Source organism: Planococcus wigleyi, from assembly GCF_014836985.1.
Lineage (GTDB): Bacteria > Bacillota > Bacilli > Bacillales_A > Planococcaceae > Planococcus > Planococcus notacanthi.
The window spans coordinates 631186-654908 of record NZ_JACSPU010000001.1 but is presented as its reverse complement, the minus strand read 5'-3'; the positions used below and the strand labels follow the sequence as shown (position 1 = coordinate 654908).

Sequence of the window (23723 nt, the reverse complement as noted above, 5' to 3'; positions counted from 1 at the left end):
AGAGGTGAGCAGATTGGAAGCTGTAGGAATTATTGTTGAATACAACCCTTTTCATAACGGACACCTCCATCACGCCCAGCAAGCCCGTAAAGAGTCAGGCGCCGACATCGTCATCGCAGCGATGAGCGGACAGTTCCTGCAGCGCGGGGAACCGGCATTCGCCGATAAATGGGCACGCACAGAGATGGCATTGGATGCCGGCATCGATCTGGTAATAGAACTTCCCTATGTGTATGCAACGGCTCAGGCCGCAGATTTCGCAAAAGGCGGCATCGCGCTGCTCGATGCCATCGGCTGCTCTTCTTTTTGCTTCGGCAGTGAACAGGGGGCTATTGAGCCATTCTTGAATTCACACCAATTGCTGACTGAACATGCGATGGCATACCAGCAGCTTATCCATGAAGCTGTCCAGACCGGCATCAGCTACCCCAAAGCACTGAATAACGCCTACTTGTCTTTGGTTGGCAATGGCACGGACTTTGCCGATTTGACGCAGCCGAATAATATTTTAGGTTTTCATTATCTGGAAGCCGCTCAAAAACTCGGCTCTTCCATAACCCCCCTGACCATCCAGCGTATAGGCGCCAATTATCATGACCCGATCCAAGCAGGACTGCCGATTGCCAGTGCCACCGGAATTCGCGATGCATTCTTTAAAGGAGACTCCGTCGAGGAATTATCGGCTTATATGCCAAAAACTTCGATTGCGTCATTAAAGAAAGCGGAAAAAGAATACGGTTCCTTCGGCAGCTGGGAACAGTTCTATCCTTTGTTGCGCTTTACAGTTTTGCGGGAAGGGCCTGAAAGGTTGAAACTGTATGCCGAAGTGACTGAAGGCATCGAAAATTTAATCTACCAGTCCGCCAAAACAGCAGACAGCTTTGAAGCGTTCATTTCACTGATTAAATCAAAACGGTTTACACGGACACGGATCCAACGGATGCTGACGCATATCTACACAGGCTTTACATGGCAGCTCCTGCGCTCATTTGAAGCTCCGGCTTATATCCGGCTCCTCGGCATGTCAGAAGCCGGGAGAAGCTATCTAAATCTGCAAAAAAAGAATATCAAGCTTCCTGTAGTGAGCCGTGCAGCTGAGCTGAACGATCCAATGGGGAAACTTGATATTCATGCTACTGCGATGTACTTGCAAGGTATGGGCTCCACTGAGTTAAAAAAAGAATTCACAACACCGCCGATTTACCGGGGCTGAAGTTCTTCCAAAAATGCCAAGGCATCTTCCACTGTATCGACGGGAACGATTTCCATCGCTGTCCCGATTTTTTCGGCCGTTTCCACAGCGATGGTATAGTTGCTGTCACCGCCGCCTTCCACTGCTGCGTTCGGTGCAAAGAAAATGTCAATGCCTGCAGAATCAGCAGCCATGATTTTTTGATCGATGCCGCCTATTCTGCCTACAGAACCATCGCTTTCCATGGTACCAGTGCCGGCGATATCATAGCCTTTAGTAATATCTTTATCCACCAGCTGGTTCAGGATCTCGAGTGTGAACATCAAGCCGGCGGAAGGGCCGCCGATGGTATCGGAATCGATTTTTACTTCGGGCGTTGTTTCAATCCTTTTATCTTCGACAAATGATATCCCGAGACCGACCCGTTCTGGATCCGTCGGCAACGGCGCCAATCCGATGTCTGTACTGATTTCGCGATCATCCCGCTCATAGAGCACTTCCACCTGTTCCCCGGCTTTTTTGTCGCTTAAATAATCGATGAATTCCTGCATTTCACTGAAGTTATTGCCATCCACTTCAAGAACACGATCTCCAGGCGCTAAAATGCCATCTGCGGCCCCCCCATCTAATACGTTCAGGACAAAGACGCCATCGTTGATGACTTCGTACGGCAACTCCGCCTGCTCAAATGCAATCTGCAACGCATTCACCTGTGAATCGGACATGAGCTTCAACTGACGCACATTGTATTCTTCATCGCTTTCATGAGGGCTTCTGACCTGCTCCGGCGGCATGACTTTGTAGCCATCCTGGAATTTTGCCCAGACATACAAAGCGGGAGTCGCCGTCAGCATGGAAACCGTCATTAGGCTGAGGCTCCCTTCATCGTCTTCATCGCCTCCTGCGACTTCTACAAGCGGTGACAGCTCGTATGCGCCTCCGGGTCTTGTAATATAGGCATCCAAACGATATGAAGACAGAAAGACCACCAGAGCCACGACCGCGACGAAAATGAGTAATCGTTTATTTTTCATCCAGTTCTTCCTTTCATTGGCTGAAATCGTTGCTGCCTTAAGCGTTGCATAAGAAAAAGCCACGAAATTCGTGACTCACTGAAATTTTGAATGAAGAGCCTTTTCAACCGCTTCGGGTACAAGACCGGTAATGCTGCCTTTGTATTTTGCCACTTCTTTAACAATACTCGAACTGAGGAACGAATATTGGTTGTTGGATACCATGAACAAAGTTTCGATATTTTCATTTAAGAACCGGTTCATGGATGTGATTTGCATTTCGTATTCAAAATCACTGACAGCTCGAAGGCCGCGAATGATAGCGTTTGCTTTTACTTCAACTGAGTAATCAATCAGCAATCCTGAAAAAGAATCCACTTTGACATTCGGAATCGATTGCGTCACTTGCGAAATCAGATCCATACGCTCGTTGACGTCAAATAAAGGATTTTTTGAAGAATTATTCATAACCACGACTTTCACTTCATCAAAAATAGTGGATGCGCGTTTAATGATATCCAGATGCCCCATTGTTATCGGGTCAAAACTCCCTGGAACTACAGCAATTTTAGTCAATGCGTTCTCCCTCTTCCCCCTGGTAACGGTAAATTGAAATGATGGTGCTCCCGTAAAGTTCTTTTTTATAGCGTTCAAAATATTTAGTGCGATCCGGAAGCTCCACTTCCTTGTCGTGCTCACAAACTATAATCGCATCTTTCGTCACGATTTCCAATTCTCCCGCTTTGTCCATCAAATCATAGGATTTTTTCAAATGATATGGAGGATCCAGGAACAACAACCTCGCCTGTACACCGTTCTTCTTTATGGCCTTGACTGCCCGTTCCGCATCGGCCCGAAATACTTCTGCCTGGTCCGTAAGGCGTGTCTTCTCCAAATTGCTTTGGATCGTTTCAACCGCTCGGCGGTCCTTGTCTGTAAAAATGACATGGTCAATGCCGCGGCTAAGCGCTTCAATGCCCAGTCCGCCGCTTCCGGCAAACAGGTCCAACGCAACCCCTCCATCAAAAAATGGGCCGATCATATTGAAAATGGATTCTTTCACTTTATCTGTCGTCGGTCTGGTGGAATTGCCAGGCACCGCCTTTAATGGGATCCCTTTAACCGAGCCTGCTACAACACGCATACTATCGCCTCTAACTTAAATGATTTTCTTGATGCATTTTACATGCATAATGGTAAAATGAAGACTGGAAAGGACGTGAAATGATGATACAACGTTTTATCGAACTCGGAGAAGGGTACGGAGATATCTATGAGCTCCGCGAACTCATCACAAGCAATCAACAGCGTTTCATGCATGGATTTGTTTTTCTCTCCACCAATCCGCAGGGACAGGATGTACTATCAATTGCTGCTGCATTCAAACCGGCTGCTGAAGGAAACTTCATGCCGATCTATATTTGCCGCGAAGGAATTCCAGTCAATTCCAAGCGGTTGGACGTATTTGAACAAGCGGTTGCTGCACTCGGACATACGCCGATCAAAATGGAAGTTAAGCACTCTTCCATTTATGCAGACAGAAAATTTTTCCACAACCACTTGATTTCCGTTTTAAGATTAAACCATTACATTCCGCCGATGCAATAATCACAAGCCAATCTTGTAATCATATTCTTTTGCTTTATCAGGCTTGGCATTTTCATATTCCGTTTTCAGGAATGGACGGTATGATTCGAGCACTTGTTTTACATAAGGCAATTTATTTAATTTCGTTTTGGTCGCTTCTATGACATCCTGGTCCATATACAGGACGACGTATTTCAATCTGCGGGAAATATAATGGACATGCCCAAATTTCCGCAGCGATTTAGCTTGTTTCAAATGATGCACATAGACAATGAGGCCTTGGCGATCATGCATAAGTATCCCTCTTTTCTTAGCTTCTAGAATACCATAGGAAAGAAAAAAGCCGCAACCGAATAGCGAGAAACTTCCATTGCTTCAGAAGTGTTGATCCGCAGCTGATTGTCCAAGCTTGTTAATAGACTTTTGCAGACAGCTGATTTTTTCACTTGCAGACGCTGAAATTTTTCCGGTTGTTAAAGAGGGATAAAATGACAGTGCACCATTCAATTCGCTATACTGTTTTTATTACGGTATTTCAGGGAGGTAACAACAAGTATGGGTAAAAAGACAAAAATCGGCTTAGCAGCTGCGGCTGTCGGAGCTGCTGCGTGGGCAGGCTCTAAAGCATTGGCTAACCCCCAGCAACGGCCCGCAAAAGAAGTTTTGAATTACGAACGTCCAATCGTCCTGGCACATCGGGGCGGCAGCAAATTGGCGCCTGAAAACACTATGGCTGCATTCAATCGCTCAGCTGATCTTGGAGTCCATGGTTTCGAAATCGATATCCGTATGACCAATGATGAAGAAATCCTGGTTTTCCATGATGAATTCATCGACCGGACTACGGATGGGGCTGGCAGAGTTGCAGACATGTCGCTTGACCAGTTGAAGGCTTTCGATCTCGGCTATCATTTTATCGATACCGATGGCAACCATTCTTACCGCGGGAAAAACGAACGGGTTGTACTGTTGCGCGAACTGATTGAAAAATTCCCTCAAATGTTTATCAATATCGATATAAAGGACGATCCTGCAACCTATGAAGGCAGTTTAGTCCCTTCGAAACTATGGCGTCTGATCGATTCACTCGGAGCTCAAGACCGCGTGGTCGTGACTTCTTTCTTCGATGAACAAATTGACCGATTTAATTTATATGCACAAAACCGTGTAGCCATCGGCGCAGGCGAGAATGAAGTCAGAAAAGCATATACGGCCTACAATAGCCAGTTTGGCCATTTGTATCAGCCGCGGGCAGACGTTTTCCAGATTCCTGTCAAATCCTCTGTGTTCCGGTTGGATTCTCCCCGCTTTATTGCGTTCTTGGAGAGTTTGAATATTCCCGTGCATTACTGGGTCATTGATGAACAGGATGTAATGCGTGCTTTAATAGGCGCAGGAGCCAAAGGCATTATCACCGGACGACCGGATCTAGCCGTGGAAATCATTTCCGACATGGAATAAGAAACCGCATAAAAAAAGTGCAACGCAAGCGTTGCACTTTTTTTATGGACTTTGGTTCTAGAAGGCGATCATGCCGAACAAGAACAGCCGCCGCCTGTACCGCAACTTCCTCCACAGGAAGATTCGGATGAGAAAAATGGATTGGAAGAAGGGATTTTTACTGCCTCTGAAACAGATCTTCCAAGGATAAAACTCACTTGGTCCATCAGGTCCTGAAGCTCATTTTCAGCCAAGCGCAGATTGGCCACTTTTTCATTCAGGTCCAAGCGTCGTTTATCGACTCGGATCTGCTTCATCACCCGTGAGTACTCCGGATGATATTTCCCAAAACGCTGTACTTCTTCATATTGGTCTTTTAATCTGGCGAAAGCCTGGATTTCATCCGCAAGATTTTTATCATTATAGACAGAGGCATAAGCAGCCCGGTAAAGGTCAGCTTGCTCTGATTGTAAGATCATTTGGCCTAACTCATCTGCAAAGTCAGTTATTTCAGCCCATTCATAGGTCATAATCATAGCATTTTCCTCCTTTACGCTTTAATCATAGCAGATATTTTTGAATTTCACTACAGACTTGAAAGGATTGTCATCATGAACCCGATAACTCATCAATTGGAGCGCATTCTCGAAAATAGCAGCGCTGAAGATTTAGAAATTCTGACTGATTACCTGACAAATTTCGAAAAAAAACAGCAAGGTGAATTTGCTACCTATTTAAGTGCAAGTTTGGACATGACCCGTATTACAGACGACCAAGCTTCTATGGTGTCTATTCCAAATACTCCCCACATCCATAATAACGTAGGGATTCCCCATGGTGGGATTCTGGCAGTGCTGCTCGATACTGCGATGGGCACACTGGCAAACAGCAAATGCGATCCCGGATTTGCAGCTGTAACCACGACGCTGACGATCAACTATCTCACAGTGGCTGATGAAAAGAAAATAAGTGCACAGGCACGTGTGATTCGCAGCGGCAGACATACGATGGTACTGGAAGGAAATATCTTTCAGGAGGATGGAAAACATATTGCGACAGCAACCGGTTCGTTTTTCATCATTCCCAAAAAGGAAAAACCTGCTATTGCTTCTCAGCAGTAGCAGGCTCTTTTTCAAGGAAGGTCTGGGTATAGTACTTGCCGAAAACACCGACTCCCGTTTGGTTGTATTGTTGGCTGAGCAAAGTTTTACGATGGCTGTCCGAATTGGTCCAGCCATGCACTGTCTCCGCTGCATCGTAATAGCGTGTTGCCGTGTTGACAGCCGCTTGCTTAAACACGATATCTGCTTCTTGTAAGCGGGCATGCAGATCTTTGATTTCCATTTCCTCGGAGGAAAAATTCTGCTTAGCCATGTCTTCGCTATTCGCTTCAGCGACCTTGTTGGCTACAGGATTGACGGCCAATGGCTTGGTTTGATGATGCAACCGGTAAACATTGACTAAATCGACAATCTGTTTAGCATTCCCTTCATTGATGGATTGCTGAAGCGTTGAAGAGGGTGTTTGGATCGGCAATAATTCACCTGAATACATCATGTCATAAGGCTGGTGGCGTATTAAAGTTTCCGCGTCCATAAAACGGACGGCCTCCAATGAGCGGTCGATAGAGTCGATATACAATTGGGCATAAAGCCCGTCAAATTTGACCAGCAGCCGTTTGTCCAAGTCTTCCGCTGCAATATTGAAGGTATAGGTATTGGTTTCATACTTGATGGTGACTTCATTTTCTATAATAGTGAAACGGTACAAATCATCCAGGCTTTGTCCAATTTTATAGGGAGCTGCATCTGCTGCCGCTCCAGCGGTATAGACTTGGACGATTTCCCCTTCTTTCACGCCGATCATCGTAAAATGGGCGTATGATGCGTTATATATCCACCAGTCGTATCCAAAGGCAGATGGCTCAATCCGTTCGGGTTCTCCGTATCGCTCAACCCATTTGTCGCTGGACTCCCCGATATAGGTGGAGATGCCTGTGGCCGGCCGGTCGATATCCAGTGATTCATCCACAATATCTTCGTTCGGCAAAGGCTCTACCGTCCGCGGTGCTTCTAGAACGTCATTTTCGTTTATAGCAGGATCGAAATAAAATAAGCCGATTAGAACGATCGATAGAAAAATCATAATGCGCAGCAAGTCTTTCAACCGAACAGCCCCTTTGCTATTATATCAACACTATTATAACAGCCGCCTTTACACTGACACAATCTAGCCATTGCAACAACTCAAATTATGATCTATTATTAAAGGAGCATTTAGTCTTTTTTGTTATAGAGGAGGAGAGATCCTATGTATTTTGAAAATACAGGACTTGAAAACATTCACGTAGATATTGCATTACTTGAAAGCATCATGAACAAACATGGTCTGACAAAAGAAGGACAATGGGATTACGAGCGTGTCACTTATGACCGCAAATTCATCGTACGCGAAGGCACATATTATCTGCGCGTATTCGCTTATGCTACTGACGGAGATGTTGATTCAAACGATGCCACTATGCGCGTCTTGAAGCCGGTACTCGGTAAACATTATTATCCGCATGGTGTTGAATATGGTGAAGACGAAGAGTTCCCAGAACACTTGGTTAAAACTTGTATCGGATTATTAGACTCCATCAAAAAGGATGTTCAATCTTTCGAAATCAATGTATAAAAATTCCGCAGTTCACTATTGAACTGCGGTTTTTTAAACCGATTCATGAATATCCTAATTTCATAAGGAGGACTTGATCAGTGAAGTGGTTGACGAAGAGAACATTAACGACCGCCATCGTCATTGCGGTCTTAATTTTAATTTCCATATACATACTGCCTATTTCCATACCATTAATTATCGCCTTAATTACGGCTATTTTTTTGGAACCACTTGTTAATTTTATACAAAAAAGGTTTAAATGGCGTAGAAAAACCTCTGTGATTTCTGTTTTCATTCTATTTCTTGTTATTGTTTCCGCTTTGCTTTATTGGACCATCACGCAATTGGTTGGCCAAATTATTCAATTTACGAAAATGGTACCCGAATACATCAACTCCCTATCTGCTATGTGGGATGAGTTTCAAGGGTTCTTTTTCCGTTCAACTAGAGATATGCCCGTTGAAGTGGTCTCTTCGTTTGAAACTGAACTTGCGGGCATCATGGAAGAAATCCGCAATTGGATTTTGACCATCGTCAATTACGATACCATTTCAAATCTGCTGACAGGCATCCCTTCTTTTCTCGTCAGCTTTATCGTCTTCCTGATCGCGCTCTTTTTGTTCATGTTGGACTTGCCGGATTTGAAAGTCATGCTTTTCAACCGACTGAAAGATTCAACAGCGGAAAAAGTCCGTTTTATGTTTGCACGTTTGAACAAAGTTATTTTCGGTTTCTTAAAAGCACAATTCCTGGTCAGTTGCATTATCTTTATCGTTTCACTGGCAGCTCTGGCATTTATCGCACCGGAATATGCGATTGTGATGTCCCTGCTGATTTGGCTGATTGATTTCATTCCTATTTTAGGTTCGATCATCGTCCTGACGCCTTGGTTTGCTTACGAGTTCATCACCGGTGACATCGTCCAAGGAACCCAATTGGCTATTCTGGCTTTGGTACTTCTGATCATCCGCCGAACTGTGGAACCGAAAGTAATGGGAACTCAAATCGGCCTGTCTCCTTTAGCGACATTAATAGCCATGTTTATCGGGCTGCAGCTTATCGGCTTCCTCGGATTCTTCGTCGGACCGCTGATTGTCATTCTCTTTACTTCAGCTCGCGAAGCAGGCATGATTAAAATTGATTTTAAAGTATAAAAAAAGGAACCCCCAGGGGTTCCTTTTTTATCCACCTAATATCGCTTTAAATACAGAAGTTGTGTGGCCGCCTTCATAGAAAACATAAAGCAGCAGATAGACCATAACCCCTGTTATCGCAGTGGAGAACCAGACCACACTGGTGATCGGTCCGATTTTACGGTGTTTCGACAGTTGGTTTTTCCAACCCCAATAGATTGTGATCAAGCCCATAACTCCGCCTGTCGTAGCCAAGGTGATATGGAAAATCAAAAAGACAGTGTAAAAGATTTTCAACTCGTCAGGGCCGCCAAATGCGGTGTTTCCGACAAAAATTGTTCGAGACATATAGATGATGAAGAAAGTCAATGCCGCAGCACCTGCTCCCACCATCACTTTCTTGTGAGCTTCAATTTTGCGGCGACGAACCAGATTCCAGCCGATCGCCACCAAAATTGCGCTTAATACGATAAAAAATGTACTGATAGTCGGCAGTAGCGGCAAATTCATTTAAGTTATTCTCCTTTAAGCATTGTGTCTGTGGTAAGCCATGTCTTTTCGATCCTGTAAAACTTTTGCAGTGATTTCGTCAGCGTTATCGTTTTCATTGCGCAGCCATTCATAGAATACCAACCAGATAAAGACTGTGAAAACGAGCTCTTGAATTATTTTCATTGTAATTCCGCCCGTCCGCTGGTCCTCAATCGTCGACATCGTAGAGAATAACTCAGGCCCTGAAAGGTTCAACTGAGAAAGAGTTCCTGCAGGCACACATAGAGCCATTGCCTGAAGCCAGGCTTCTCCATTCGTATACGTCGCATAGAAAGGTGTATCACTGAAGATGATCAACGCACACGCCGGAGTTACCAATACACTAAGTCCGAATAAGTACGCCAATTTCTTCAAGCCGTGGAATTTATGCACGCCCTCCAAATTGTTGACCACTGGCCACCAATACAAAAGCGCTGACGTGAATAATACGATATTGACAGCGCCGTGGAGAAGAACATCCTGTTTAACAAAATCGAATACCATCGGAATGTGATAAAAAGAAAAGGCCATTCCAAACAGGATCAACGCAAGCATCGGTTTTGTTAAAAGGTTAAATACTGGTTTGATGACAGGCAGCTCAGTGAAAGCCTTCCAAATATAACTCGGAATTCCCATGATCAAAAGCGGTGGAACCAACAGCAGCAATAACGCCATCTGGACCATGTGCATAGTAAACAAAATATGTCCGTATAAATCCACTGGTGAACCTTTAATAATATAAAGTAAAGCGATGCCTGAACTAAAAAGCGCAGCTTGTTTTACACTAAGCGGTTGATTTCCTTTAAATTTCCCACGCCACTTTACAGTGACCAAAAAATAGAGAATCGTCACCAGAACGAGGACTGCTAAGTAATACGGACTCCATAAAGCCTGAAACCCGAAAATACTGATTGGCATTGTAATGGGACCTCCTTTTCCTCAAGTACCCTCATTATATAGTGCTCTTCAAACTATATCAATGAACGAACTATGAACAATCCCAAATGCGCAAGCCCCTTCTTTTGTGGAGAGATGATCAGAGGGCCGATTGCCATTTCTTCTTGCACCAACAAACCGGGCATCTACTTTTTTCTATATCCGTGGGCATAGCCTTTATTCTTCTCCAGGCCCGTTTTAACGCAGCTTCATGTGCTGAGCTGTAACTTGACCCGAAAGACAAAAACCCCCCTTACCTCGAAAGGTAAAGGGGGTTTAAGAAATTCTACCACCAAACAATTGTAACTAATGCAAGAATGGTGATGAAAGCTACGAACATTCCACAGAACATGAAGAACGCGACCATGCCGTGTCCTTTTCCGCTCATGTGCATGAAGTAGTAAAGCTGAAGAACAACTTGGATTGCTGCAAGCAACAGAACGATTGGAACAATCAAGTAAGCGGAGAATCCAGCAGTAACCATTGTAAAAGCAATCAATGTCAAGAAAATCATGATTGCAAATGTCGCTAAATGGCCACGCATTTCTTCTGCTCTCTTTTTCTTCGTGTATTCGAATTCTGCCTGCGATCTTACATGAATATGTGTATCGTGTGCCATTATCCGATCACTCCCATCAAATAGACGACAGTAAAGATGAATACCCATACGACGTCAATAAAATGCCAGTATAACGAAGCTAAATAGAATTTTGGTGCGTTGTACATATTCAATCCACGTTTTGCGTTGCGTAGCATCAATGCGATAAACCAGCTAAGACCGAACAGTACGTGAGCTCCGTGCGTTCCAACTAATGTATAAAACGCTGAACTGAAAGCACTATTCGTATAGCCGAAGCCTAGATGGACATAATGGTTAAACTCATAGATTTCCAACCCTAGGAAAGTTGCACCAAGCAAAACGGTAATTCCAAGCCAAGCCTGCATTGCTTTAAAATTATGGTTTTTCATATGGTACATTGCGTAAACACTTGTCAAAGATGATGTCAAAAGAATCATTGTCATTGCAAAAACTAGCGGCAGTTCATAAAGTCCAGCGGCAGAGAATTCCATGCCGCTTGGCCCTTTATCTTTTAAAGCAAGGTAAGTTGCGAAAAGTGATGCAAACGTTACTGTCTCCGCAGCAAGAAGCAACCAGAAACCAATAAACTTATTTTTCCCCTCCATCGTAGCCGTTTCAGGATGTTCCGGCCATGATTGAGGAGTATATTTTTGATTAATGTCCATCGGTGTTGCCTCCCTTCGCGTCTTCAAGTAATTCTGCTTTAGTAATATGGAAGCCCAGATCATCTTTCAATGAACGCAATAGCATTGAACCGAAAGTGATTCCCAGACCAATAATCAACACTGCCAACGCCCATGGCTTGTCGCCATCGAGGAAGTACAATGCTCCGAATGAAGCGATGAACATACCAAGTGAAATTACAAATGGAATGATCGAGCCATTCGGCATATGGATATCGCCAAGAGGTTCAGCGAAAATCATACCTTTTTTGTTGCCATCCATTTTTTCGATCCACACTGAATCAAGACCACGAACTAATGGAGTTTGAGCAAAGTTATAGAACGGCGGTGGAGATGCAATTGCCCATTCCAATGTACGGCCATCACCCCATGGGTCATTGCCGACGCGCTCGTTTTTAATAGATGTCAATACGACGTTGACTAAAAGGATAATTACACCGATAGCCATGAATAATGCACCAACAGAACTGATTGCGTTGAATAGATCCCAGCCCTGGTCTGCTCCGAACGTGTAAACACGGCGTGGCATACCCATCAAGCCTAGGAAATGCTGAATGAAGAATGTTAAATGGAATCCGATGAAGAAGAACCAGAACGTCCATTTGCCTAATTTTTCACTTAGCATCGTTCCGAACATTTTCGGCCAGTATAAATGTGTACCTGCCAAAATTGCCAGAACCACCCCACCTACAATTACGTAGTGGAAGTGAGCTACGATAAAGTAAGAGTCATGCAACTGGTAATCCAAAGGAGCGATTGCCTGCATTACCCCTGTAACCCCACCCGCAACGAATGACGGAATGAATGCTACAGCGTAGATCATTGGTACTGAGAAGGAAATATTCCCTCCCCATATCGTTAAGAGCCAGTTGAAGATCTTAATACCGGTTGGGACTGCAATGATCATAGTCGCAAGTGCGAAGACAGCGTTGGCTGTTGGCCCTAAACCGACTGTGAACATGTGGTGAGCCCAAACCATGAATCCGTAGAAACCGATAAGGATTGTTGCGAAAACAAGTGCAGTGTAACCGAATAGGCGTTTACGTGAGAAGATCGCAAAGATTTCGGAGAAAATACCGAAAGCCGGCAAAATCAAGATGTAAACTTCAGGGTGACCGAAGATCCAGAATAAATGCTCCCAGATGATCGTGTTACCGCCCATTTCAACTGCAAAGAAGTTAGCGTCGAACATACGGTCGAAGACCATGAAGAAAAGTCCAACAGTAAGTGGCGGGAATGCCAATAAGATCAACGCAGAAGCAACGAAAGTTGTCCATGTGAACAAAGGCATTCTCATGTAAGTCATACCCGGAGCACGCATGTTGATGATCGTTACCAAGAAGTTAATCCCTGCGATCAGCGTACCAAAACCGGAAATCGTTAATCCCAGTGAATAGAAGTCAATGCCTTTTCCTTCGGATGCAAGGGCTAGAGAAGCATAGTTCGTCCAACCTGCATCTGGTGCTCCTCCCATAAACCATGAAAGGTTAAGGAAAATACCACCAAAGAAGAAAAGCCAGAAACCTAGTGAATTCAAGAATGGGAAAGCTACATCACGCGCGCCGATTTGCAAAGGCATAATAGCGTTCATGAAAGCCAGTAAAATCGGCATTGCTGCCAAGAAAATCATGGTAGTACCGTGCATTGTTATAATTTCGTTATATGTTCCAGCACTTAGGAAATCATTCCCTGCTTTAGCCAACTGGACACGGATCAACATCGCTTCCAATCCACCGATCAGGAAGAAAATACCACCTGAGATGAGATAAAGGATTGCGATCTTCTTATGGTCGACCGTTGTCATGAAGTCCCAAATCGTAGCGCCGAAGCCCTTTTTTTGAGCAATAGAACTCACACTGTATACCTCCCTTTTTTAAGCTTTATTTCTACTCTTCGACTGATAAGCCCATCAAATAGGCTGCAAGAGCATCAAGTTCTTGGTCTGTCAATTCGTTGCCCCCGTTTAAAGAAGCGGCATCCGGCATCAAGTTGCCCGGCTTGTATTCTTGTGGATCTGCAATCCAGTTTTTAAGGTTTTCTTCATTGTGTTCTAAGTATCCTGCAACACGGTTGCGGTCGCCGAATGTCGCCATGTTAGGGCCTACTCCAGAAGCAGTGACTGCACCTGAAGTTGCGTGACAAGAAATACAAGCTAATCCGTCTTGTCCGAACAATTCTTCACCTTGCTGAGCAAGAGCGCCTTCGGCAGGAGTTGGTTCAGCCTGCATTGCCGTTACCCATTGGTCAAACTCTTCGCGATCTACAGATTTCACTTTGAAATCCATCAATGCGTGAGAAGGTCCGCAAAGCTCAGCACATTTACCATAGAATACGCCATCTTCAAGTTCTGAAGATTCCTGGTCAAATTCAAGGTAGAAAGTGTTTACGTTTTCAGGGTTAACATCCAATTTACCGCCAATGGATGGAATCCAGAATGAGTGTTTGATATCCGCAGAAATCAAGTTGAAATAAACACGCTCATCAGTCGGTACAACTAACTCTTGTGCAGTTGTAATGCCTTGTTCTGGGTATTCAAATTCCCACCAGTAAAGTTTACCGGTTACGTTGACTGTTAAATGAGTCGAATTGCCATCCTCTGCCTGAACGTCCATAGATGTAACGTCAGCCAAATCGAATGTCGAGTACACTGTCGGAACAGCAAGGATCAAAAGAAGAACAATCGGAACAGCTGTCCAGATAAATTCTAATCTCGCGCTTCCTTCGACTTGCTCTGGGATCATGTCTTCTCCCATTTTAGAACGGCGGAACTTAACAATTGCCAATACGAAGATAATCGACACAACAATAATGACAAACAACATAACGATAGATGATAAAATCAATAAATTAAATTGATCTTGAGCAACTTTGCCTGCTGGTATTAAAGTTGAAATCTCTTCACGTCCGCATCCCGCAAGAAAAACCAGTAATGTGGTCATCAATGCGAAAAGGCGCCATTTTTTAATCCCTTTCATCATAGCTTTTCATACCCCTCTCTCATTTAAATAATTTCTCTTTAGAAATATTGATCAGACAAAGACAGCGAAAATAATCATTGAAACAAATAAAATGGTCATATAGTTCAATGAATAGATAAACATTGTCTTCGCCCATTTCAAATCATCAGTCACTTTAAAACCGCGAATAGCCAATACAAGCCAGCCGATATTCAAAAGTGTAGCTAAGATGATGAAGCCTGTCCCGAGTTCCATTAATAGGAATGGCAGAGGGAAAAGCATTACAACCCATGCAAGCATCGATTTTTTTGTTCGGTGAAAACCCTTAACTACCGGTAGCATAGGAATATTCGCTGCCCGATACTCTTCTGTCCGTTTCATAGCCAGTGCATAAAAATGCGGTGGCTGCCAAATGAACATGATTAGGAATAACGCCCAAGCGCCTGCGCCCAGTGATGGTTCTACAGCTGCCCATCCGATAAGTGGCGGAATCGCACCAGAGATACTCCCCACGATCGTGTTGCTGACATGCCGTCTTTTTGACCACATGGAATATAAGACGACATACGCTAAAACTCCGGCAATTCCCAATACACCAGCTGATACAGAAGCGGAAAACAAAAATATTTCGCCTATAACGATGAAAGAAACAGCGAGTGCCAATACAGCAGATGGCTTAAATCTTCCTGTCACTGTCGGACGTGCTTTCTTACTTTCCATTAACGGGTCTATATCCGTATCGATGTAGTTGTTCATGGCTGCAGAACCCGCAATGATCAGTGCAGAACCGACTATTGTATAGACGAGGATATTCAGCTCACTCAGAAAATGTCTGTCAGAGAACTGGAAGGCGAGCCACAATCCTGTAAAAACAGTAATTAAATTAGAATTCACAATTCCAATTTTTATAAGTGCCAAGAAGTCTTTCAGAAATGTGGACGCTTCCGGAGCTTCGTTCGCCTCTGCAGACATTGCCCGGCCGTTTGACATATAATTCCCCTCCTTTCAAAGTTGTAAGCATATTCCGCTAACCATAACTATATCTAAATTCCAGTTGTTTTTCTACATATAACTGAAATTTCCTGATAAAAGAGATGATTTTCACGCAAATGGTCTCACAAATATCCATCTCCTATCATACATGAACGGCCTCACTATTTTAAGATAGAAAAATAATAGTTTTTGAACAGTTTGTGAAGCTCCAATTATTATGTCCAAATCTTGAAAGTTTCTACTATTGCTGATTTCTCGTTGTGTTTTAAAGAAACTTTCGCTATTATCGAGTATGCAGGTAAATGAATCTTGAAAAGTTTTCTATAGAAAAAAGTAGGTGGTATTTTGCAGCAAAATAGATATATTAAATGGTTTGCCGTTGCGGCTACCATAGGCATGCTGTTTATTCTTCTGGGCGGCGCCCTGGTCACTAAGACTGATAGTGGTTTAGGCTGCGGACGAAACTGGCCAGACTGTAATGGCAAGCTGATCCCGGATAATATTACAGCTGAAGTATTGATTGAATTTTCGCACCGCCTTGTTACCGGGGTCGTCGGTATCCTGATAGTCATTTTAGCAGTATGGGCCTGGAGAAAATTCGGCCATGTACGAGAAACAAAATTTTTGGCAATTATGGCCGTTTTCTTTTTAGTTCTGCAGGCATTGATTGGTGCAGCACAAGTTCTTTGGGGACAAGGTGATTTCATCTTAGCTCTTCACTTTGGCATCTCCCTGCTATCGTTTGCTTCCATCTTATTATTGACGCTGCTGATCTTTGAAGTGGATCGGAAGTTTGACGCTGATCGTTTGCAGATCGGCAAAAAATTGCGCTTCCATACAATAGGCGTTACGTTATACTCCTACATCGTAGTCTATACGGGCGCTTTAGTACGCCATACCGAATCCAGTTTGATCTGCGCGGATTGGCCACTATGCCGAAACGATGACTTTGCATTGCCCAGCAATATGTACGAATGGGTCCAAATGGGCCATCGCGCTGCAGCCGGCTTAATCGTCATCTGGCTCGGTTACATTGCCTGGCACGCATTCAAGCAATACAAAGACCAGCGTGTCATCTATTGGGGTTGGATCATCGCTTTCATCATCGTCCTTCTTCAAGCGACCACCGGCATGCTCGTTGTTTTGACAAAGCTGAATTTGTTTGTGGCACTTCTTCACTCGCTGCTCATCTCTATGCTTTTCGGTTTATTGTGCTATATGGTGCTGCTCGTTTCACGCAGCCGAATTAAAAAGTAAAAACAAAAATGGCTGGCGCTTTGGCGCCAGCCATTTTTTATTTTTTCTCCATTTCAATCAATAGGTCGCCTGTAGAAATGCCATCACTTGCCACTACATGGATATCTTGAATGGTTCCATCAAACGGAGCCTGAACAGTCGTTTCCATCTTCATTGCTTCAGTTACCAGCAAGTGATCTCCACGTTTCACCTTAGTGCCTTTTTCCGTTAGGACTTTTAATACTGTCCCCGGCATAGTCGCCGCAATATGGCTTTCATTGGTCGGGTCTGCTTTCGGTTTAGCGGTACTGTCCGTTTCCACCGTCATGTCCTGAATGCTGACTTCACGTGGTTGGCCGTTCAATTCGAAATAGATGATGCGCGTTCCATCTTTTTGCGGTTCGCCAATTGATACCATCTTGATCATCAATGTCTTGCCTTTTTCAATTTCCACTTCAATTTCTTCCCCTAATCTCATCCCATACAAGAATGTCAGGGTGTCGAGAACAGAAACATTTCCGAACTGAATATTGGTAGCTGTATACTCCTCAAATACCTTCGGATAAAGCGCGTAAGCCAAAACCTCATGGCTTGTAACCGGACGCTCCAACTTGTCGTAAAGAGTTCTTTTGATTTCATCGAAATCAGCAGGATCCAGCAATTCGCCAGGGCGAACTGTAATCGGTTGGCGCTCTTTCAAAATAACTTTCTGAAGCTCTTCAGGGAATCCGCCATGAGGCTGTCCAATATAACCTTCAAAGAATTCGATGACTGATTCAGGGAAATCGATTGTTTGCCCTTTTGAGATGACAGTCTCTTCATCCAACTCGTTTTGAACCATGAACAAAGCCATGTCTCCCACCACTTTAGAAGAAGGCGTTACTTTTACGACATCCCCAAACAGCAGGTTGACGCGTGAGTACATGGTTTTGACTTCTTCCCAGCGCAATCCAAGCCCAACTGCTTTTGCTTGCTGCTGGAGATTGCTGTACTGTCCGCCTGGCATTTCATGCTCATAGACTTCTGCATGCGGACTGTTCATGCCACTTTCAAAGTCAACATAGTACTTGCGGACATCTTCCCAGTAATGGGACAATTTTTCGATTCCTTTAATATCTGCTCTGACTTCACGCCCGCTGCCGCTTGTTGCGTAATAAAGTGAATTGGCGCTTGGCTGTGACGTCAGCCCTGCCATCGATCCAAGTGCGGTATCTACGATGTCCACGCCTGCTTCGATGGCTTTTGAGTACAAATAGATGCCGTTGCCGCTTGTATCATGTGTGTGAAGATGGATCGGCAATGAAACCGTATCTTTTAATTCGGATACCAAGCGATACGCTGCTTCCGGTTTCAAAAGACCCGCCATATCTTTAATGGCCAGAATATGGGCGCCCGCTGCTTCCAGCTCCTTGGCCATATCCTTGTAGTATTGAACCGTGTACTTGTCACGGCTTGGATCCAGGATGTCTCCTGTGTAGCAAATCGCTGCTTCAGCGATCTTGCCGGATTGGCGGACTTCATCAATCGCCACTTCCATTCCTTTGATCCAGTTCAAGCTATCGAAGATGCGGAATACATCGATTCCTGCATCACCGGACTTGCGGACAAATTCGCGAATGACATTATCCGGATAGTTTTTGTATCCGACGGCATTGGCGCCGCGGAACAGCATCTGGAACAACACATTCGGAATTTCCTGGCGCAGTTTAATCAGGCGAGCCCATGGATCTTCTTTGAGGAATCTGTAGGATACGTCAAAAGTGGCGCCTCCCCACATTTCCAGTGAAAACAGGTCATTCTGCAACTGAGAAGTTTCTTTGGCGATTTCAAATAAATCATGTGAACGGACGCGCGTTGCCAATAACGATTGGTGGGCATCACGGAATGTTGTATCCGTCAACAAGACATCTTTTTGCTCATGTATCCATTTCGTCAATCCGTCAGCACCCTGCTGATCGAAAATCTGCTTTGTCCCGCTTGGTGCCGGAGCTAATAGATCCACTTCCGGTTTGCGCGGCGCTGCATGAATCGGTTTGTTGTTCTTCTCGATCCCTGGGAAACCGTTGACGGTCACATTGCCGATATAGCTCAATAACTTCGTACCGCGATCCTGTCTTACCGGGAAGATGAACAATTCCGGTGTGCTGTCGATAAAGCTTGTATCAAAGTCACCTTTGATGAAATTTTTATGCTTGACGACATTTTCCAGGAACGGGATGTTCGTTTTGATTCCCCGGATACGGAATTCCTGAAGGTTGCGGTCCATTTTACCGGCAGCTTCCTTGAACGTTACGGCCCATGTAGATACTTTCACCAAAAGCGAATCGTAATAAGGTGAAATTACAGCACCCTGGAAGCCATTTCCTGCATCCAGACGGACACCGAATCCTCCACCAGAACGATAAACCATCAATTTCCCGGCATCGGGCATAAAATCGTTTAATGGATCTTCTGTTGTTACACGGGATTGGATCGCGTAACCGAATAACGGAATATCCTTTTGCTGTGGAATGCCCACTTCTTCACTATGGATCATATGCCCTCTGGCAATATGGATCTGTGCATGGACAATGTCGATTCCTGTGATCATTTCTGTAATGGTATGTTCCACCTGAATGCGCGGATTCACTTCAATAAAGTAAAATTCATCGTTTGCTACAAGGAATTCGACAGTTCCCGCATTTATGTAGTCAATGTTTTTCATCAATTTAACTGCAGCATCACAAATCTCATTACGCAATTCGTTGCTGATTGAATTGGAAGGCGCGATTTCTACGACTTTTTGGTGGCGGCGCTGAATTGAACAATCTCTTTCATACAAATGAACGACATTGCCTTCTGTATCGCCTAATATTTGAACTTCGATATGTTTTGGCTTCTCAACGAACTTTTCAACGTACATTTCATCCGATCCAAAAGCCGCTTTCGCTTCGGACTTTGCGCGTTCATATGAAGATGCCAGCTCTTCCTGCGTTCTGACGATGCGCATTCCGCGTCCTCCACCGCCAAGAGAAGCTTTGATCATTAACGGAAACCCAGCTGTTTTACTGAATTCTTCAACTTCCTGTAATGACTCTACAGGACCATCTGTTCCTGGAATTACGGGAATGCCTGCAGCGATCGCCTGAGTACGCGCTTTCACTTTGTCACCGAACATGTCTAAATGTTTGGAGCTCGGGCCAATAAAGACAATTCCTTCTTCTTCACAGCGTCTTGCAAAATGGACGTTTTCCGACAAGAAGCCATATCCTGGGTGAATTGCATCCACGCCGGAATCTTTTGCGATGCGAATGATATCTTCAATATCCAAGTAAGCATCAATCGGCTTTTTGCCTTTACCCACTAAATAGGATTCATCTGCTTTGTAGCGATGATACGAACCGCTGTCTTCCTGTGAGTAAATCGCAACAGTTTGAATTTTCAGTTCTGTACAAGCGCGGAAAACCCGAATAGCGATTTCTCCGCGGTTTGCTACCAAGATCTTGTTAATCTCCTTCACACCACAGCACACCCTTTACTTTTTCGTTTTTTCGTATTTATTGAACATGGAAACATTCATTAATACTCCCATAGCTAAAGATAACAAAATTACCGAGGTTCCGCCATAGCTTATAAAAGGAAGTGTGACTCCAGTTAACGGAATTATGCCCGTCAAGCCACCTAAATTAACGAAAGATTGAATTCCGATCATGCTGGCAACACCCGCTGCAAGCATTCTTGCCAACGGATCATGCGTGGTCATGGCAATCCAAAGCCCCCGCAAAACAATGAAAGCCAGTCCGCCTAAAACGAAAACGACACCCAGGACTCCCAGTTCTTCAGCAATGACAGACATGATGAAATCCGTATGCGGTTCCGGAAGATAGCCAAGCTTCTGTATGGATTGGCCGAGTCCCAGCCCGCTTAATCCACCGGATCCGATAGCCAGATACCCATTGACTATTTGAAAGCCAAAGCCCAGCTCATCGGAAAACGGATTAAAGAATGCATCTAAACGGCCAAGGCGTTTCTCGGTAAAAATCATGTCTCCAGCAAATAGCATGAAAGGCACAATAATGATTGATGCTGCAGCGATAAAAACACCAGCCAGACGGATAAAGGGTTTTAACCGAACCCCACTTGCCGACATGACTGCTAAACCAACTGACCCGATAATCAACATCGAACCAAGATCCGGTTCAAGAAATACCAAAAATAAGACGAGCGTCAAAATAATAACCGGTGGAATGATGGATTCATTCAGCTTGTTGATGGTTCCTTTATTGTATTTGTTTGAAAAAACACCAGCCAAGTACAAGATGATGCCGACTTTCGCCACTTCAGACGGCTGGATATTGGCAAATCCGAGGCTGATCCAACTTTTTGCCCCACCTGCTGCAAATCCAATAAAATGAACAGCTATCAATCCGGCAAAAACAACAGTTAAAATCGTCACCATCATCCAGCGTTTTTTAAAATGCTTGTATGGAAAGATTGCGGCCACTACAAAGACCGGGAATGCGATGGCTAAGTTGATTAATTGCTGTATGTAAAAACGATCGGGCGCTGAACCGTAATAGTTGACCGACCAGGCCATACTTGAACTGTAGATCATGATCAATCCGAATAAGGTCAGTGCTAAGTATGCGAAAAATAATGGGTAGTCGAAGAATTTTGCGTATTTCTTGATGTAAGATTTCATTTTTATACCTCTTTTAATTTGATAGTTTTAATGGCAAAAGCGCAAGCGGCCTACACTCGCTTCGCTTGCGGCTTTCGCAGTGCTGAATGATTATACTTCTTAAATTGTAAAAAACTCAAACAGCGTTCGTTTGAGTTTTAGATCATTTATTTGTATACGCTTCATGCAGAATGGAAAGTTTCTTCTCCAGCGTATCCATTAAATTTTTTCCAGCCTCACGTTCAATGAGCCCCAGCTTTACCGCAAAATCAATTTCGCGTGAAAGACCGAACATTTGGGTGTCAAGCACCTCTTCGTATAAAGGACAAGATGGCAATGTCAAATGGTCCATTTGCACCTTAATCAGCTGCTCGATTTTTTCTGCATCAGCTTTGAGGAGTTCTAAAGCCTTCAGATGGTATGTTTGTTCTTCTGTATGTTCCATGAGGACTCCCCCATTTTATGAGTTTTCTTCTCTATTTTCCTGTTTAAAGTGTATCTTTTAAGGAGGGAAAATGCAAGCCTCTATAAAGAAAGAGATGAATCCCTTTGGCAACTTGACACAAAAAGGTATACTGTTAAGAGAATGAATATTTTAATGGAGGGTTTACCCATGGAATTTATCGTACCTTTTAAAGGTGAAGTGAAGTTCAAACTAGTATTAGATCCCACTGTCTGGATTTTTGATGACCGTAAATTGAATCTGGAGACGTATTTCCAGGAAGAGCGGATAGAGAAAGACGAACTTGAAGAGTATAAACGCGGAATGGGCGAGCATTGGTCCCGTGAAATCATGGAAGGCAATACCGTTCCGCCTACCTTGAATTCAGAAAAAACGTATAAGAGCAAAGAAAAGAAAGAGATGCTGACAGGTACGTTCGGTATCGCATTCAAGCCATTCCTATTAAATGCAGAACCATTTGAACACACTAAGCGCGTTGTTTTCGAAACGGCGAATGGAGAGTTCGAATTCCCGATTGAACATGCCCAACAGCTGATTTTCAAATTCAGTGAAAAAGGACAGCCTCTAAGAGAAAATGGCCCTGTCCATGTGTTGCTTCCGGATGGCTCCAATCAGGATAATCCGATTACCGATATCCAAGCCATCCGATTCGAATAGGAGTGATAGACCATGCGTGTCCAATGCGTAATCTGCGATAAAATTGAAGAATTAGTGGATGATACCTTACAGGCCAAGCGCTTGCGCAACCGGCCCATCCACACTCATATGTGCAATGAATGCCATGACCGTATCACCGAAAGGACCAAAGAACGCCTGGCGACCGGTTCCTTCCGTTTTTACCGCAGCTCCCGCAGTATTGAGGATGACTTCTGATGAAGCTCTTAAAAGGTCTCTGGATCGGTTTTTGGAGCGGGTTGATATTGGGGCTTCTGCTGAAATGGATTCAATCTGTCACTGGCGAACAAGTATATACCCTGTTGCTGAATGTCGATTTTATCCCGTTGATCGGCGATGTGCAATGGTCTGAGATAACCGAATTCATTTTCCACTTGCTCATTTCACTTATCATTGGCGTTGTTTATGTCTATTTGGCCAAAAGACGCAAGTATCCATTCGGCCAACTAGTGCTGATCAGCCTGTTCCTGTCCGTGCCTTTTCCGTTTCTCTATTTCTTGTTATCCTGGCTGGCAGTCGAAGCTGATGTGCCTGCAGCCACTGATTGGGGAGCGTTTCTTTATTGGCTATTCGGACATCTTACTTATGCTTTATTATTGCCGATCCTTTACAAAACCTTTGAACGCAAAAACGCTGTATCTCAATGAGATACAGCGTTTTCGCGTTTTTCGCGCCATAGGCGGATTTTATAAAGGATCAGAATAAGCGCCGCAATGACTAGCCCCTCCACAATCGGCAGGAAGAAGGCTAAGAAAGTTAGCCCCAATCCTCCGACCGCAAGAAACAGGCCGATTACTACGTTTTTCCCAATTGATAGCTTTTTAGCAAACCCCAATTTATAAACAAATGCCGAAAGCAGGAAGATGACTGCAAAAAGTGCATATCCTGCAGCTTCGAAACTTGGCATACTTTGGTATAGAATTCGGGCTACCGGATACATATTGTCATAGACAAAAGCTTGATCGTCCACGGATTATACATCCTTC

General features: G+C 44.1%; 27 protein-coding genes. 10 read left to right on the top strand and 17 right to left on the bottom strand.

Annotated elements, in window-relative coordinates; genetic code table 11:
* The first annotated feature begins 13 nt into the window (after positions 1–13).
* A complete protein-coding gene (locus H9630_RS02915) occupies positions 14–1213 on the top strand; it encodes a nucleotidyltransferase (protein WP_191713980.1) in 1200 nt (399 codons plus the stop codon).
* On the opposite strand, the gene H9630_RS02910 is transcribed toward H9630_RS02915, so the two are convergent.
* The 3 genes from H9630_RS02910 to rsmD all read right to left on the bottom strand — a co-directional run bounded on the left by H9630_RS02910 (position 1201) and on the right by rsmD (position 3349).
* A complete protein-coding gene (locus H9630_RS02910) occupies positions 1201–2226 on the bottom strand; it encodes a SepM family pheromone-processing serine protease (RefSeq protein ID WP_191713979.1) in 1026 nt (341 codons plus the stop codon). The genes H9630_RS02915 and H9630_RS02910 overlap by 13 nt on opposite strands.
* A gap of 75 nt (positions 2227–2301) precedes the next feature.
* Entirely contained in the window at positions 2302–2781 is a 480-nt protein-coding gene (gene coaD / locus H9630_RS02905; RefSeq protein WP_191713978.1) for a pantetheine-phosphate adenylyltransferase, read from the bottom strand.
* Positions 2774–3349, bottom strand: a complete 576-nt coding sequence (gene rsmD / locus H9630_RS02900) for a 16S rRNA (guanine(966)-N(2))-methyltransferase RsmD (protein WP_191713977.1) — start codon at positions 3347–3349, stop codon at positions 2774–2776. The genes coaD and rsmD overlap by 8 nt, the downstream gene beginning before the upstream one ends.
* A gap of 83 nt (positions 3350–3432) precedes the next feature.
* Between rsmD and H9630_RS02895 the strand changes: the two genes are divergently transcribed.
* Positions 3433–3813, top strand: coding sequence for a DUF7147 family protein (locus H9630_RS02895; protein WP_191714491.1), 381 nt, complete (start codon positions 3433–3435; stop codon positions 3811–3813).
* Here the strand turns inward: H9630_RS02895 and H9630_RS02890 are convergent, their stop codons facing one another.
* Positions 3814–4086: a YlbG family protein gene (locus tag H9630_RS02890; RefSeq protein WP_191713976.1), complete on the bottom strand. Its 273-nt coding sequence runs from the start codon at positions 4084–4086 to the stop codon at positions 3814–3816.
* A gap of 261 nt (positions 4087–4347) precedes the next feature.
* On the opposite strand from H9630_RS02890, the gene H9630_RS02885 reads away from it, so the two are divergent.
* Positions 4348–5253: a glycerophosphodiester phosphodiesterase gene (locus tag H9630_RS02885; RefSeq protein WP_191713975.1), complete on the top strand. Its 906-nt coding sequence runs from the start codon at positions 4348–4350 to the stop codon at positions 5251–5253.
* A gap of 68 nt (positions 5254–5321) precedes the next feature.
* Here H9630_RS02885 and H9630_RS02880 read toward each other — a convergent pair whose 3' ends face one another.
* Positions 5322–5768, bottom strand: a complete 447-nt coding sequence (locus tag H9630_RS02880; RefSeq protein WP_191713974.1) for a YlbF family regulator — start codon at positions 5766–5768, stop codon at positions 5322–5324.
* Positions 5769–5843: 75 nt separating this feature from the next.
* Between H9630_RS02880 and H9630_RS02875 the strand changes: the two genes are divergently transcribed.
* Positions 5844–6353 (top strand): PaaI family thioesterase, encoded by a 510-nt coding sequence (locus tag H9630_RS02875; protein ID WP_191713973.1) that lies wholly within the window; start codon positions 5844–5846, stop codon positions 6351–6353.
* On the opposite strand, the gene H9630_RS02870 is transcribed toward H9630_RS02875, so the two are convergent.
* Positions 6334–7398 carry a CAP domain-containing protein gene (locus H9630_RS02870; RefSeq protein WP_191713972.1) on the bottom strand — a complete coding sequence of 355 codons (1065 nt, stop codon included), beginning with the start codon at positions 7396–7398 and terminating at the stop codon, positions 6334–6336. The two genes, H9630_RS02875 and H9630_RS02870, sit on opposite strands and share 20 nt — an antisense overlap.
* A 144-nt stretch (positions 7399–7542) precedes the next feature.
* On the opposite strand from H9630_RS02870, the gene H9630_RS02865 reads away from it, so the two are divergent.
* Positions 7543–7908, top strand: a complete 366-nt coding sequence (locus tag H9630_RS02865; protein WP_191713971.1) for a YugN family protein — start codon at positions 7543–7545, stop codon at positions 7906–7908.
* Positions 7909–7988: 80 nt separating this feature from the next.
* Entirely contained in the window at positions 7989–9044 is a 1056-nt protein-coding gene (ytvI, locus tag H9630_RS02860) for a sporulation integral membrane protein YtvI (RefSeq protein WP_191713970.1), read from the top strand.
* Positions 9045–9071: 27 nt separating this feature from the next.
* Here the strand turns inward: ytvI and H9630_RS02855 are convergent, their stop codons facing one another.
* The 7 genes from H9630_RS02855 to cyoE all read right to left on the bottom strand — a co-directional run bounded on the left by H9630_RS02855 (position 9072) and on the right by cyoE (position 15700).
* A complete protein-coding gene (locus H9630_RS02855) occupies positions 9072–9533 on the bottom strand; it encodes a DUF420 domain-containing protein (RefSeq protein ID WP_191713969.1) in 462 nt (153 codons plus the stop codon).
* A gap of 15 nt (positions 9534–9548) precedes the next feature.
* Positions 9549–10472, bottom strand: coding sequence for a cytochrome c oxidase assembly factor CtaG (gene ctaG / locus H9630_RS02850; RefSeq protein ID WP_191713968.1), 924 nt, complete (start codon positions 10470–10472; stop codon positions 9549–9551).
* Between the two features lie 304 nt (positions 10473–10776).
* The gene (ctaF, locus tag H9630_RS02845; protein ID WP_191713967.1) at positions 10777–11109 is read right to left on the bottom strand and encodes a cytochrome c oxidase subunit IVB; all 333 of its coding nucleotides are present in this window, start codon (positions 11107–11109) and stop codon (positions 10777–10779) included.
* Positions 11109–11735, bottom strand: a complete 627-nt coding sequence (locus tag H9630_RS02840) for a cytochrome (ubi)quinol oxidase subunit III (protein WP_191713966.1) — start codon at positions 11733–11735, stop codon at positions 11109–11111. Before H9630_RS02840 ends, ctaF begins: the two co-directional genes overlap by 1 nt.
* Positions 11725–13608, bottom strand: a complete 1884-nt coding sequence (locus H9630_RS02835) for a cytochrome c oxidase subunit I (protein WP_191713965.1) — start codon at positions 13606–13608, stop codon at positions 11725–11727. The genes H9630_RS02840 and H9630_RS02835 overlap by 11 nt, the downstream gene beginning before the upstream one ends.
* A gap of 31 nt (positions 13609–13639) precedes the next feature.
* The gene (coxB, locus tag H9630_RS02830) at positions 13640–14731 is read right to left on the bottom strand and encodes a cytochrome c oxidase subunit II (RefSeq protein ID WP_191713964.1); all 1092 of its coding nucleotides are present in this window, start codon (positions 14729–14731) and stop codon (positions 13640–13642) included.
* 51 nt (positions 14732–14782) lie between these two features.
* A complete protein-coding gene (gene cyoE, locus H9630_RS02825; RefSeq protein ID WP_191713963.1) occupies positions 14783–15700 on the bottom strand; it encodes a heme o synthase in 918 nt (305 codons plus the stop codon).
* Positions 15701–16048: 348 nt separating this feature from the next.
* On the opposite strand from cyoE, the gene H9630_RS02820 reads away from it, so the two are divergent.
* Positions 16049–16960 carry a COX15/CtaA family protein gene (locus tag H9630_RS02820; RefSeq protein ID WP_191713962.1) on the top strand — a complete coding sequence of 304 codons (912 nt, stop codon included), beginning with the start codon at positions 16049–16051 and terminating at the stop codon, positions 16958–16960.
* A 37-nt stretch (positions 16961–16997) separates the two neighbouring features.
* Here H9630_RS02820 and pyc read toward each other — a convergent pair whose 3' ends face one another.
* From pyc to H9630_RS02805, 3 genes are all read right to left on the bottom strand, one after another.
* Positions 16998–20438, bottom strand: coding sequence for a pyruvate carboxylase (pyc, locus tag H9630_RS02815; RefSeq protein WP_191713961.1), 3441 nt, complete (start codon positions 20436–20438; stop codon positions 16998–17000).
* 15 nt (positions 20439–20453) lie between these two features.
* Positions 20454–21620 (bottom strand): FtsW/RodA/SpoVE family cell cycle protein, encoded by a 1167-nt coding sequence (locus H9630_RS02810; protein ID WP_191713960.1) that lies wholly within the window; start codon positions 21618–21620, stop codon positions 20454–20456.
* 142 nt (positions 21621–21762) lie between these two features.
* Positions 21763–22044, bottom strand: coding sequence for a YlaN family protein (locus H9630_RS02805; RefSeq protein ID WP_058384833.1), 282 nt, complete (start codon positions 22042–22044; stop codon positions 21763–21765).
* Between the two features lie 168 nt (positions 22045–22212).
* Between H9630_RS02805 and H9630_RS02800 the strand changes: the two genes are divergently transcribed.
* The 3 genes from H9630_RS02800 to H9630_RS02790 are packed head-to-tail and all read left to right on the top strand — an operon-like array spanning position 22213 to position 23384.
* A complete protein-coding gene (locus H9630_RS02800; protein WP_191713959.1) occupies positions 22213–22719 on the top strand; it encodes a peptidyl-prolyl cis-trans isomerase in 507 nt (168 codons plus the stop codon).
* A gap of 12 nt (positions 22720–22731) precedes the next feature.
* A complete protein-coding gene (locus H9630_RS02795; protein ID WP_146556486.1) occupies positions 22732–22935 on the top strand; it encodes a YlaI family protein in 204 nt (67 codons plus the stop codon).
* Positions 22935–23384 carry a hypothetical protein gene (locus H9630_RS02790; protein WP_191713958.1) on the top strand — a complete coding sequence of 150 codons (450 nt, stop codon included), beginning with the start codon at positions 22935–22937 and terminating at the stop codon, positions 23382–23384. The genes H9630_RS02795 and H9630_RS02790 overlap by 1 nt, the downstream gene beginning before the upstream one ends.
* Here H9630_RS02790 and H9630_RS02785 read toward each other — a convergent pair.
* The gene (locus H9630_RS02785; RefSeq protein ID WP_191713957.1) at positions 23378–23707 is read right to left on the bottom strand and encodes a YlaH-like family protein; all 330 of its coding nucleotides are present in this window, start codon (positions 23705–23707) and stop codon (positions 23378–23380) included. The two genes, H9630_RS02790 and H9630_RS02785, sit on opposite strands and share 7 nt — an antisense overlap.
* Positions 23708–23723 lie beyond the last annotated feature (16 nt).